This is a genomic window from Rhodococcus sp. 5A-K4 (genome assembly GCF_046097995.1).
GTDB classification, from domain to species: domain Bacteria; phylum Actinomycetota; class Actinomycetes; order Mycobacteriales; family Mycobacteriaceae; genus Rhodococcus_F; species Rhodococcus_F erythropolis.
On record NZ_JBJURM010000007.1, the window covers coordinates 141,704 to 154,010 of the forward strand.

Annotated in this window: 11 protein-coding genes; all 11 read right to left on the minus strand. The window is 63.8% G+C overall.

Going from position 1 to position 12,307, the window contains the following annotated elements; all coding sequences use genetic code 11:
• Nucleotides 1-607: 607 nt before the first annotated feature.
• On the minus strand, nucleotides 608-1,585 hold the full coding sequence (gene holA / locus ACKAMS_RS11985; RefSeq protein ID WP_003944476.1) for a DNA polymerase III subunit delta: 978 nt from the start codon (nucleotides 1,583-1,585) through the stop codon (nucleotides 608-610).
• Nucleotides 1,582-3,942 carry a ComEC/Rec2 family competence protein gene (locus tag ACKAMS_RS11990; protein ID WP_408989074.1) on the minus strand — a complete coding sequence of 787 codons (2,361 nt, stop codon included), beginning with the start codon at nucleotides 3,940-3,942 and terminating at the stop codon, nucleotides 1,582-1,584. The genes holA and ACKAMS_RS11990 overlap by 4 nt, the downstream gene beginning before the upstream one ends.
• Nucleotides 3,939-4,844: a helix-hairpin-helix domain-containing protein gene (locus ACKAMS_RS11995; protein WP_408989075.1), complete on the minus strand. Its 906-nt coding sequence runs from the start codon at nucleotides 4,842-4,844 to the stop codon at nucleotides 3,939-3,941. The genes ACKAMS_RS11990 and ACKAMS_RS11995 overlap by 4 nt, the downstream gene beginning before the upstream one ends.
• Before the next feature lie 81 nt (nucleotides 4,845-4,925).
• A complete protein-coding gene (locus ACKAMS_RS12000; RefSeq protein WP_020908214.1) occupies nucleotides 4,926-5,768 on the minus strand; it encodes a DegV family protein in 843 nt (280 codons plus the stop codon).
• 4 nt (nucleotides 5,769-5,772) lie between these two features.
• Complete coding sequence (octT, locus tag ACKAMS_RS12005; RefSeq protein WP_020969980.1) at nucleotides 5,773-6,555, minus strand: diglucosylglycerate octanoyltransferase; 783 nt, start codon at nucleotides 6,553-6,555, stop codon at nucleotides 5,773-5,775.
• Nucleotides 6,542-7,216 (minus strand): histidine phosphatase family protein, encoded by a 675-nt coding sequence (locus tag ACKAMS_RS12010; RefSeq protein ID WP_019749053.1) that lies wholly within the window; start codon nucleotides 7,214-7,216, stop codon nucleotides 6,542-6,544. Before ACKAMS_RS12010 ends, octT begins: the two co-directional genes overlap by 14 nt.
• Nucleotides 7,213-7,659 carry a ribosome silencing factor gene (gene rsfS, locus ACKAMS_RS12015; RefSeq protein ID WP_003944502.1) on the minus strand — a complete coding sequence of 149 codons (447 nt, stop codon included), beginning with the start codon at nucleotides 7,657-7,659 and terminating at the stop codon, nucleotides 7,213-7,215. The genes ACKAMS_RS12010 and rsfS overlap by 4 nt, the downstream gene beginning before the upstream one ends.
• Before the next feature lie 46 nt (nucleotides 7,660-7,705).
• Nucleotides 7,706-8,422 carry a nicotinate-nucleotide adenylyltransferase gene (gene nadD / locus ACKAMS_RS12020; protein WP_003944462.1) on the minus strand — a complete coding sequence of 239 codons (717 nt, stop codon included), beginning with the start codon at nucleotides 8,420-8,422 and terminating at the stop codon, nucleotides 7,706-7,708.
• A gap of 18 nt (nucleotides 8,423-8,440) precedes the next feature.
• Complete coding sequence (locus ACKAMS_RS12025) at nucleotides 8,441-9,904, minus strand: VWA domain-containing protein (RefSeq protein WP_020908216.1); 1,464 nt, start codon at nucleotides 9,902-9,904, stop codon at nucleotides 8,441-8,443.
• Between the two features lie 8 nt (nucleotides 9,905-9,912).
• Nucleotides 9,913-10,824: a MoxR family ATPase gene (locus ACKAMS_RS12030; RefSeq protein WP_019749056.1), complete on the minus strand. Its 912-nt coding sequence runs from the start codon at nucleotides 10,822-10,824 to the stop codon at nucleotides 9,913-9,915.
• Nucleotides 10,825-10,865: 41 nt separating this feature from the next.
• On the minus strand, nucleotides 10,866-12,152 hold the full coding sequence (locus ACKAMS_RS12035) for a glutamate-5-semialdehyde dehydrogenase (protein ID WP_019749057.1): 1,287 nt from the start codon (nucleotides 12,150-12,152) through the stop codon (nucleotides 10,866-10,868).
• Nucleotides 12,153-12,307: the final 155 nt, after the last annotated feature.

Consider the following 12,307-nt stretch of genomic DNA (forward strand, 5'->3'; position numbering starts at 1 on the left):
AGACCAGGCGGCTATTTTGCGTGCTCAATCGGATCAGAGCAAAAACCCGCCATCCATGTCTTGCACGGAATATGTGGATCGGGCTGCGACCATCTGATGATGGCGGTCAACGGGAAACGCCCTCGTAGCTGGTTGTTCACGACTGTCTTCTGGGCGGTCGTCGCTTTCGGCGTATTGGCAGCCCTGGGGATCCCTCGTTGGTGGGAATCATTGACGGTTGCAGTCGTCGGAGTCGCAGCAAGCTACGGATGGTGGAGGCGCAGGCAACGGAGCGAATTCTGGATCTTCTTCGGCGTGATGTGTTCACTCGTTGCGATTCTGGCGTTTCTCGTCACTGGACGAGCGCTTCTCACCACCGTGAAGGTGCCGGTAGACAGCATCGGCCAAGAAACAATTGTCTGCGGCAGTGTGATGAATCCGGCGCCGAACGACTCCCTACGAGTGACCGACATCAGGACTGGTGAACCAACGACACGGCCTCAGGCCATTCCGCACACCCAGTTGGAGCAAGCCTGCGTGAAACGCCTCGACTACCGGGTGGCCGAGGCCACGGCCGCCACTGTCGTCGGACTACTTCTGGCCGGCCGCGCGATCGGCCATGTTGTCCTCAGTTCTTCCGCAACGCGCACACTTTCCGCACTGCCATCTCCAGGGCGAAGGACGAGTCGACTGCGGCGCCCTTCACGTCGGCATTGAGAGCGGCGACGATCTGCATCGCAGCGCCGATCGACGTGGGATCCCAACCGCCGACTTCCTTGATCGCCTTCTTGACCTTCCACGGCGGCATCCCGAGATCCGACGCCAACCGGAACGGGTCACCGCCCCGTGCAAACGGGCCGACCTTCGCGATGGTGTGGACTGCATCGGCGAGGGCGTCAGCGAGCAGAACGTGCGCAGTTCCGATCTGGTCAGCCCATCGCAGAGCCTCGAGCGCACCCCGGGTATCGCCGACGATAACTTTGTCGGCCACATCGAATCCGGAAACCTCGGCCTTGCCCGAGTAGTACTTGTGGACTGCATCCACGTCGATCTTGCCGCCGGTATCGGCCGCCAATTGCGAGCAGGCCGACGCAAGTTCGCGAAGGTTGGAGCCGACGCTTTCGATCATCGCGGCGATCGCATCGGGAGCAACCCTCACGTCGGCGGTCCGAAACTCACCCCGGACGAAGTCGACAAGCTGACTCTTGTTCAGTTTTCCGCAGTTGTGAACCGTCGCGCCGAGCTTCTCGAGGGCCGGCGCCAACGCCTTTGCGCGACCGCCGCCCGAGTGCACGACGATCAGAACGACGCCTTCTGCCGGCTCACGCGCCGCCTCGAGAACAAGAGCTACGGCATCTTTGCCTGCTTCTGCGGCCGATTCCAGGACGATCACACGGTCTTCGGCAAAAAGAGAGGGGCTGAGCAGCTCAGCCAACTCGGGAGCATTGGTGTCTCCGGCACGCATCTTGGTCACCGGGAGATCCGAAATACCCTGGCCGCGGTCACCGCGGACGGCTCTGATGAGCTGCGATACCGTGCGGTCGATCAGGAACTCGTCGTCCCCGAGAACAAGATGCAGCGGATCGACTCCAGACGGATTACTCACCCGAAGATGGTCCCACGAGGAACCGACACGATCGACACAGACCCGCCGCCCCCGCCGTACACAGCGACGGTGCCGTCGACGTCGGTCCGAACCACCGCCCCGCCCAACGAAACCAGTTCGTCGAGAACCTCCTCATTCGGGTGCCCGAAACTGTTGCCGTCGCCGACGCTGATCATCGTCAACCTCGGACGCACCGCTTCCAGAAATGCCGACGACGTGGTCCGAGAACCGTGATGGGGCAGCTTCAACACATCGGCCTTCACGTCCGTTCCCGATCGGAGGATGGCCTCCTCCCCCGCAACTTCGGCGTCGCCCGTCAACAGAATTCGACCCGCGTCCGTGTGTGCCATCACCACCAGCGACTGATCGTTGGCGGCGTCCGCGGCGTCCCCCGTATCGCGGGGAGCCGGAAGCAACGGTCCGAGAACCTCCATGTTCACCGATCCCAACGTCAACTCCATACCTGCACGCAACGAGACAACCGGAACGCCGTGCGACTCGGCGGCATCCTTTACCGCCCGAAAACCTGACTCCGGCAACAACATCGACCCGACTCCGACCGCAGCGACCGAACGCCCACCCAGAACTGCTTCCAATCCACCGATGTGATCGGCATGAAAATGACTGATCATCAGCAACGCAATGTCGTTGACGTCCAACATGTTCAGGCAACGATCCATCGACGTGGGATCAGGACCGACATCGATGACGATCACCCTGCGGTCTCCAGTCGAGAGCACAAGACCGTCCCCTTGACCGACGTCGCACATCACCAGTACCCACCCCGGAGCAATACGACCACCGCCGAACACGTGCTGAAAGATGAGGGCTAGAACAACTCCCAGAACGAGGACGCCGACCACCCATCTCGAGATCCGATTCCACAGCGTCAGGGCCGCGGCCAGTAAGACGCCCACGACGACCAGAGCACCGATGAGCCCTGACGGCACCGCCACCGACGCTCCGGGAAGCGCCGCCGCCCGCTCGGACACGTACAGCAGCCACCCCATCGGCGGCCGGACCAGTGGCGTGATGAACACCGCGATCGGTGGACAGATCAGCGCACACAAGGCAATCACCGCACCGAACACCGTGATGATTCCGATCACAGGCGCCACGGCCATGTTCGCGGCAATCGTAACCACACTGAAGGTTCCCGCCATGGCGCCCACCAGTGGCGCAGACACGACAAACGCAGCACTTGAGACAGCTGTCATCTCCGAAAACCAACGGGGCCAACCTCGTCGACGAAGCACGTCCACCCACACCGGAGCAATGATTACCAACGCGCACGTGGCCGTGGTCGACAGCGCAAACCCCCAGTCGACGGCAAGTTCGGGCATCACGACAACCAAAACGATGACGGCTGCGGCAAGAGCGGGCAGTGCCTGTTTGCGTCGACCGGTCACCAGACTGAGCAGGCCGATCAGGCCCATCACCGAGGCGCGCAGAACACTCGGCGACGGCCTCGCGACGACAACAAACGCAATGAGGGCTACCAGCGCCAAAGCAGCGCCGACGCGCGGACTGAGCGCCGCGGCTCTGACCAGCAGCAGAACCGCCCCGAGCAGAATGCTGATATTGGCGCCGGACACCGCGGTGAGATGGGAAAGCCCGGCAACGGTGAAGTTGTCCTTCACCACCGGCGACAACGCCGATGTGTCTCCGACGACGAGGCCAGGCAACAGACCTGCCTGATCCGGCGGGAGCGCAGCCGAGCACGCAGCGGCGAAACGAGTACGCACCACACTCGCCCATCGCTGATACCAGGGCACTTCTCCCACCGCGACGGGAGGGCCTTCGGACGTGATCACCGCGAGTGTGGAATCGCTACGCCATGGCTGACTCGCCCGGCCGCGAACCGTGAGGCTCTGCCCTGGAACAACTTCGAGCCACGACGAACTGGGCGCCCGGATCGTGACCAGGCCGCCTCCGGAGTACCTGTGATTCTGGGAAGTCACCGAATTGACGGTTGCCCTGAAGAAAACCTGACCTTGACCCGCCGCGCCGGAGACCGCGTGCGGATCCTCCGCGGGTTCCACTTCGACACTCACCCACGATCCATCGAGGGCAGCCCCGGTCAGTGGGTGCCCCTCGACCTCGGTCGCCCGCCACGCGCTGACGGCACTACACCCGGCACCGAACAGCAATGCAACCAACATGATTCGTGCCCACGCCGCAGATGTCCGGCGTACAACCACGTAAGTGAGGATTGCCGCTGGAATAGCGCATGCCACCGCCAGTACCCACGCGGCGACCGCGCCGAACAGGATCCCCACCGCACTGCTCCCCCACACTGCGACGGCCGACAGAAGCAGTCGAGCGTCGAGGACCGGCGAGGCTTCCGGTTCGTTCACACCGATACCAGCACTCGCAGTTTGGCCAACCTTGCCGGGCCGATCCCGTCGACTTCCCCCAATTGTTCGATGTCCGTGAATTTTCCGTTGGAAGTTCGCCAGGAGATGATCGCCGCAGCCGTTACCGGCCCTACCCCGGGAAGGTCGTCCAGTTCGGCCTCGGTAGCGGTGTTGAGGTTCACCAGACCAGCCCCGCCGGATTCCCCCGCAGCGGCGGGGCCGGTCACTCCCGCAGTGGTACTCGAACTCGCTGAAACACCACCGGACTGATCGGCGGCCCCCACCACGATCTGATCACCATCGGCAAGCTTCTGTGCCAGATTCAGGCCCACCGTCTCGGCGCCCTCGAGCACTCCACCTGCCGCAGCGAGCGCGTCGGCGATGCGCGAGCCCGAATGAAGGTTGACAAGCCCAGGCGTGCGCACGAGTCCGACGACACTGACCACCAAAGCCTCAGGCGGCTGCTCCGCTACGACGCCGGTCGGTACGGGACTGACTGATTCACCATCGTCGGCAGTGACATTCTGCTCCGTGACATTCTGGGGCGAGGGCAACGGTGGGACCGCCTGCAAACTCGGAGAATCCCACCACGCCGTGAAAAAGCCGATTGCGGTGGCCAGAACTGCAACAATCGCCAACACCCAGGTCGCCGATCGGCTCGGGCGCCAACGCGTACCGCGCCAGCGCTCGGGCAGCCGATCGAACCGTGACGAGTCGGGTTGAGCCTCGTATTCGTCTTCGTCGAAGTCCTGAAGCCACTCGGGGGACCTCTCGAATGGCTGCGGGGACCTCTCGAAAGACGCTGAATCCTCGAAGTCGTCGACGGCCTGTCGCTGCCGGTAGTTCCCGTCCATCGCCGCGAGGCGATCACGCGCCCGCTCGCGCTCCTCGCTGATCCTCATGACTGGACGCTAACGAGAGACCATGCCGCCGAAGACGAACAATTTCAGTCTGTGGAGAACTCGCGGATTGTGGAGGAACGGTCAGGCGCTCGTGTCGATCTCCGGCAGCGGGCACACCACAACACCGATCGCGCCGACACCGACGTGCGCTCCGATAACCGCGCTGAAGTCGGTGACCACGGATTCCGCCACATCGGGAATGCGCTCGGCCAACTGTTCCGCTATCGCGTCGGCACGCTCTCGCGCTCGCATGTGATGCACGGCTATCGCCACGCGGCCGAGACCGGCGCGCTCGACTGCCGAATCCACCAAGCGTGCAAGCGCTTTGGTGGTCGTACGGGTTTTTTCACCGAGCACGAGCTTGCCGTCCACCAGATGCAGGATCGGCTTCATCGCCAATGCAGTACCCAACAACGCGGCTGCGGTTCCGATTCGTCCGCCCCGACGCAATTGATCAAGTTTGTCGACGACGATGTAGCAGCGCCCACGACTCGCGACGTCGACCGCCCGGCCGTACGCCTCTTCGAGTGACGCACCCTTCTCGGCCAAGCGCGCAGCTTCGAGAGCGGGATAGCCCAAACCCATTCCGGCCGACTGCGAATCGACGATCCGGACGGCGCCACCGAACTCCTGGGCTGCGACTCGTCCGGCTTCCCACGTTCCCGAGAGTTGCCGTGAAATGTGCACGGCGAGAACGCCGTCACCGTCGCTCATGTCCAGGGCGCGTGCATACGCTTCGGACAACTCGGCGGGCGACGCTCCGGCCGTTGTCACTCCTGACAGGTCGCTCGGCATTGCGTCGACACCCTCACGCAAGTCGCAGCCGTCACGGAGCACATGGAGCGGAACCACCTGAATCCCACATGCGTCGGCCGACTCCTGCGGGATGCAGGCGGAGGAATCCGTGACGACGACGACCGGCATTCTGCTACCCGACTTCGCTCGGCGGTGATACCAGTTGCGGCGAAACCACTTTCTTCGACTCCACCCCGCGAATCGCAGCGATCATCGCGCGGGCTACACCGACATGACCGTCCCAACCCCAGTGAATACCGTCGGGGTTGCCGTTCTCGGAAAAGACGTTGTCACGCACTGCATCCGCGAGATCGACTACGGGAACGTCTTTCTCCGTAGCCCACTCGGTGATCGCGGACACCGCGGCAGGTCGTCCGGCGTGCACGCTCGCGTAGGCATCGCTGCGGTGCACCGACGGCAGGGTCGCGATCATCGGCAGTTCCGGCCGCATGTACTCCAACGCATTTCGCGAGCTTTCCAAATACTCGACGCTCAGCTTGGGCGGAAGTGCGACCGGGCGGCCCAGAGGTGCAAGCCGCGGCTGCAGCCACTGATAACCCTCGCGCACCACGCGTCGAAGCGCCGGAGGACGAACGTAGCGGATGGTCTCGCGGAGCGCGGTAGGCAATGGGGACGGTAGCGAGTCCATACCGCCGACCGCGAACACGACGGCGCCGGCCCGCGGCACCGCCGCCCACACACGAGGATCCTGAGTCAGTGCCCACCACGCGTCGCGGCACGTCCAGCCGATACGGGCGACCAACTCGACGTCCCAGCCGAGTTCGTCGGCCACGACGTTGGGCCAGATGCGTGGATGATCTGCCGCGAGGCCGCCTTTGGGGCCGAAATACGACAGCGAATCCGCGAGCACGAGGAGGACGGGGCGCTGCCCGTCGGCACTTTCAGAGGACGTCATTTGCGACACTCGCAGAAGCATTCCATACGTCGAGTCGCCACTCGATCGACTTGACGTCGCCGTGTCCGCTGAGTTGCACCCAACTGGTGTTTCCCAATCCGCCGAGGACGGCCCAGCGATCGACGGGTAGGTCGAGCAATGCCGCTGTCAGTGCCGCGATCAAGCCTCCGTGCGCCACCAGAACTACGGGCCGCTCGGCCCAGTCCGGGTGCGTGTCGAGCAATTCGTGAACTACGGGGAGGCTGCGATTCGCGACGTCGATTCGGCTTTCGCCGCCGGGCGGCGCCAACGTGGCATCCGCTCGCCAGGCAGATCGCACACCGGGAGTGCGCTCGTCGACGTCATGATGAGTCAGGCCTTGCCATTCACCCAGGTGTGTCTCACGCAGACGCGTGTCGGTGAGGACCGGAAGTCCGGCGGCGTCACCGACAGCGACTGCCGTGAAATACGCGCGCCGCAGATCCGAGGACACGATCGTCAACGGTCTGCGATCGGCGATCACCGGACCTGCACTCTTGGCCTGCGTACGTCCCAACTCCGACAGGTCGGTGTCGAGTTGCCCCTGCATCCGAGAGTCGGCGTTGTATTCGGTCTGTCCGTGACGCAGCAGGATGAGCCGGCGGACAGGGTTCGACGCCGCACTGGGCGCCGACGAAGTCACAGCGAGGGATCCTGCGCGTCCGGCTCGGAAACCGTGTCGGTCTCGAACACCGTGTTGGCATCGGCGGGGCCGGGACGGTTCTGTCCGAGGCCTTCGACCTCGACCGTCGGGCAGTCCTTCCACAGACGATCGAGAGCGTAGAAGTTGCGCTCCTCGTCATGCTGGACGTGGACGACGATGTCGGCGTAGTCGAGCAGTGCCCAGCGGCCCTCGCGGGTGCCTTCACGGCGGACCGGCTTGTGTCCCGCTTCGCGGAGGCGGTCTTCGATGTTCTCGACAATCGAGTTGACCTGACGCTCGTTGGTCGCAGATGCGATCACGAAGCAGTCCGTGATGACCAACTGTTCGGACACATCGAGCACCACCACTTCGGTGGCCAGCTTCTCGTCGGCTGCCAAGGCCGCGATGCGTGCCATGTCGATGGCTTCGGTGTTTGCACTCACTCGATGTTCTCCAGTTTCGTCTTCAGAAAGTACTTGTTGTTCTCGGCTAGCTCGATTCGGCGCCCGGGACGGCTTCCGACTTCCCCGGTGCGGGCTCCGACATCGTTGTAGCTCCGTCGCGGCGCTCCGCGTCGACAGGTCGATACAGGTTCCGCTTCGAGATGTACTGCACCACTCCATCCGGCACCAGGTACCAGACAGGGCGGTCTTCACTTGCCCGACGACGACATTCGGTCGACGAAATGGCAAGTGCCGGAATCTCTATCAACGTGACCGCGTCGGCGGGCATGGTGTCGAGGTGACCGGCCAGGTGCTCTGCATTGAGATCGAAACCCGGTCGCGATACCCCGACGAACTTCGCCAATGCGAACAACTCTTCCCAATCTTGCCAGGAAAGGATGCTGGCCAGCGCATCGGCACCGGTGATGAAGAAGAGTTCGGCGTCGGGATGGTAGGCCCGGAGGTCTCGCAGTGTGTCCACGGTGTACGTCACTTTTTCACGGTCGACGTCGACCCGAGAGACGGAAAACCGCGGGTTGGAGGCGGTGGCGATGACCGTCATGAGGTACCGGTCCTCGGCAGGACTGACGCCCTTCCCCTGCTTCTGCCAGGGCCGCCCGGTGGGGACGAAGATCACTTCGTCGAGTCCGAACCGGTCGGCGACCTCACTGGCCGCAACGAGGTGGCCATGGTGAATGGGGTCGAAGGTGCCACCCATCACTCCGAGGCGTCGAGCACGTTCCACCGATAGTCCCTTCTGCACGAGTGTCGAGCTTACGGGTCAGACCGGCAGCAGACGGGACACGACGTCGGCAAGCTGCTGGGCCGAGCGGCACTCGTGCATGCTGATGACCTCGTTGTACACCTTCGCCGCGGAGTCACCCGTTCCCCATTGCCCCTTCGGCTCAGGGTTGAGCCAGTGTGCGTGCTTGGCAACCGCAACCATCTGCGACAGCGACTGGAGGTTGGGATCGCGGTAGTTGTTGCGACCGTCGCCGAGTACCAGCAGCGACGTGCGACTGGTGATCGACTGCGCGAACTTCTCCTGGAAGACCCCGAAGGCGTGCCCGTAGTCGGAGTGGCCGTCGTAGGTGATCAGTTCGGCTTCACGCACCATCCGTGACATCGCGGACCCGAGGTCTGCGTTCGAGTCGAAGAACCGCGTGACCTCGTCGGTCGTGTCGATGAACGCGAACACCCTCACTCGTGAGAACTGCTCGCGCAACGCGTTGACGAGGAGCAGGGTGAAATGGCTGAACCCCGCTACCGAACCCGACACGTCACACATCACCACAAGTTCCGGCCGCGCTCGCTTCGGCTTGCGCTGCACCAGATCGATCGGCACTCCGCCCGTCGACATGGACTTGCGCAACGTGCGACGCAGGTCGATCGAACCCGAGCGGGAGCGGCTACGACGCACCGCGAGACGGCTGGCCAACAGACGAGCGAGGGGTGCGACGTTCTTCTTCAGTGTGGTGAGTTCGGCGTCGGAGGCCCGCAGGAAGTCGACTTCCTCGGCGAGTTTCGGAACGCCGTACGTGGCGACGCGTTCCTTACCCAAATTCTCGGCGGTGCGTCGACGCGTTTCCTTCTCGACCATCTTGCGGAAGTCCGCGATGCGCTGCGCTGCCGTGCGCTTGGCGACCTCGGACTGATAGTCGGAATTGTCCTTGCCCTCGGACCCGGCGCCTTCCTGGTTGCCGAGTAGACCTTGCAGGATCTTGTTGAGCAACGTCTCCGGGGCGACGTCGCGCAGCGCCTGATAGGCGGAGAACGACGGGCCGTTACTCGACTGGTACTGCCCGAGTTCCTCGACCATCGCGGCGGTCAGGAGTTCGGTCATCTCCATCGCCTCGTCGCTGCCGTCTGTCAGCAGTTCGGCGATCAGCTCACGCAATGCCTGTAGGTCGATCGAGCCGTCTGGCTTGCGCGGCAGTGTGACGTCGACGTCGCCGACCGCACGGTCACCGATCGCCTTGGGGAACCACAGGTCGAAGACGGCGTCGAACGTCGCCCGGTGGGTAGGTCGACGCAGGAGCGAGCATGCCAGCCCTTCACGAAGCGCTTCACGATCGAGCAGGTCGAGAACCGACATGACCTGACCGGCGTCGACGGTCTCGGACGGGCCGACCATGATTCCGCGTCGTCGCAGAGCCTCGACAAAATCGACGAGGTGACCGGGAATCCCGTGCGGCGCTGCCAGGCCGCCGGGTGAGAGCGGCGACGTCGATCCTGCGGGAGCCATGACAGACCTCAGTTCAGCCGAAGTTCAGCGGCGGCGCGCACCTGATCGGACTGGTGCTTGAGGATGACACCGAGCGTGGCGCGTACGGCGTCGTCGTCGAGCGTGTCCATGCCCAGAGCGAGAAGGGTGCGTCCCCAGTCGATGGTTTCGGACACCGACGGAACCTTCTTGAGCTGCATTCCGCGAAGAACACGAATGGTGTTGACCAGCTGCTCGGCAATCGCTTCAGGAAGCTCCGGCACCCGGCTTGCGAGGATGCGACGCTCGAGGTCGGCGTCCGGGAAATCGAGATGCAGGAAGAGGCAACGACGCTTAAGAGCCTCCGAGAGTTCGCGCGTGGCGTTGGACGTCAGCACCGTGAACGGCTTGCGGGTGGCGGTGATCGTTCCGAGCTCGGGGATCGTGACCGCGAAGTCGCTGAGCACTTCGAGGAGCAGACCTTCGATCTCGACGTCTGCCTTGTCCGTCTCGTCGATCAACAGCACCGTCGGGTCCTCGCGGCGAATGGCCTTGAGCAGTGGACGTGCGAGCAGGAACTCCTCCGAGAAGACATCCGCCTTCGTCGAGTCCCAGCTGTGGTCGACCGCGACATCACCCCTCGCTCCGCTCGCCCCGCCCGACTGAATCCGAAGAATCTGCTTCGCGTGATTCCACTCGTACAGCGCACGAGCCTCGTCGACGCCCTCGTAGCACTGCAGACGCACCAGTTCTGCGCCCGTGGTCTGGGCGACTGCGCGGGCGAGTTCCGTCTTACCGACACCGGCCGGTCCCTCGATGAGCAGGGGCTTGCCCAGTCGGTCGGCAAGGAACACTGCCGTTGCAGTGCCCTTGTCGGACAGGTAACCCGTCTCGGCCAAACGCTCGATCACGTCGTCGACGCTCGAGAAGAACGGTGTTGTATCGGGAAGAGCTCGGTCCACGGTTAACTCCTAAAAAGGGTGGGGCAAGTCTGGTGAACTTTTCAGGCGGGTCGGGTGTGCCCGTCGCCCCAGACGATCCACTTGGTGGACGTCAGTTCCGGTAGCCCCATGGGGCCACGCGCATGCAGTTTCTGGGTGGAGATGCCGATCTCGGCGCCGAATCCGAACTGCTCACCGTCGGTGAAGGCAGTCGACGCATTGACCATCACTGCCGCGGCGTCGACGCGAGCGGTGAACTCACGGGCAGCCGAGAGATCGGAAGTCACGATGGCTTCGGTGTGGCCGGTCCCGTATTGGTCGATGTGCTCGACCGCAGCGTCCAGGTTCTCGACGACCTTGAGCGCGACGTCGAGCGTGAGGTACTCCTTCGACCAGTCGTCCTCGGTGGCCGGGACGAGTCCCGGCAGATCGCCGTGCACGACGACGTCGTGCATCTGAAGCGCTTGAAGCAACTTCGGCACGGCCGTCTCGGCGATGGCGGCGTCGACCAGGACGGTTTCGGCTGTATTGCAGACACTGGGCCGACGGGTTTTGGAGTTGAGAAGAATCTTCTCGGCCATCAGTAGATCGGCGGCCGAGTGAACATAGACGTGGCAGTTACCGACACCGGTCTCGATGGTGGGCACGGTGGCATCACGCACGACGGCGCTGATCAGGCCGGCGCCACCGCGCGGGATGACGACGTCGACGAGGCCGCGGGCCTGGATGAGGTGCGTGACCGTCGACCGATCCGCACTCGGCAGAAGTTGAACGGAGTCCTCGGGGAGCCCCTGAGCAACCAACGACGCGCGTAGCGCCGCCACCAACGCTTCGTTGGACTTGACTGCCGAGGACGAACCACGAAGCAGCGCAGCATTTCCCGACTTGAGAGTCAGCCCGAAAGCGTCGACGGTAACATTGGGGCGAGCCTCGTAGACCATGCCGACGACACCGAGCGGAACGCGCTGCTGGCGTAGCTCCAAACCGTTCGGCAGAGTGGAGCCGCGAAGAACTTCACCGATCGGATCGGGTAGTCCGGCAACCTGACGCAAACCCGACGCGATGCCCTCGATCCGGTCAGCCGTCAGACGAAGACGGTCGAGCAGCGATTCCTCGGTGCCGCCCGCCTTCGCGGTGTCGATATCGAGAGCGTTGGCCGCGAGAATCCGATCGCTTGCCGCGAGTACCGCGTCGGCTGCGGCGTGGAGCGCAGCATCCTTCTGCGCCGTGGTCAGCAAAGCCAGGACACGCGAAGCCTTACGGGCTCGGCGTGCGGCGTCGTGCACGACGGACTTGGTGTCGGACGCGTTCGAGTCGACGGTTTCTGCGTTGGAAGTCACAGCGGTCATGAATACACATTAACCACCCACCTCCGCGGCCTGCTCGGCGGAACGAGGCTGTGACCACCCGGGACCATTCCGGCGGACCGCCTGCGAACATTTCGGCGGACCGCCGGGGAACAATTCCGACGCGCGGCGCTGTTGCACCCACCGACCTTCTTCTT

What these genes read in the sequence shown, in the direction of transcription:
- octT (WP_020969980.1), bottom strand. Translation starts at nt 6,555, where the DNA reads ATGACGTCCTCTGAAAGTGCCGACGGGCAGCGCCCCGTCCTCCTCGTG.
- ACKAMS_RS11995 (WP_408989075.1), bottom strand. Translation starts at nt 4,844, where the DNA reads ATGAGGATCAGCGAGGAGCGCGAGCGGGCGCGTGATCGCCTCGCGGCG.
- ACKAMS_RS12000 (WP_020908214.1), bottom strand. Translation starts at nt 5,768, where the DNA reads ATGCCGGTCGTCGTCGTCACGGATTCCTCCGCCTGCATCCCGCAGGAG.
- ACKAMS_RS12035 (WP_019749057.1), bottom strand. Translation starts at nt 12,152, where the DNA reads ATGACCGCTGTGACTTCCAACGCAGAAACCGTCGACTCGAACGCGTCC.
- ACKAMS_RS12025 (WP_020908216.1), bottom strand. Translation starts at nt 9,904, where the DNA reads ATGGCTCCCGCAGGATCGACGTCGCCGCTCTCACCCGGCGGCCTGGCA.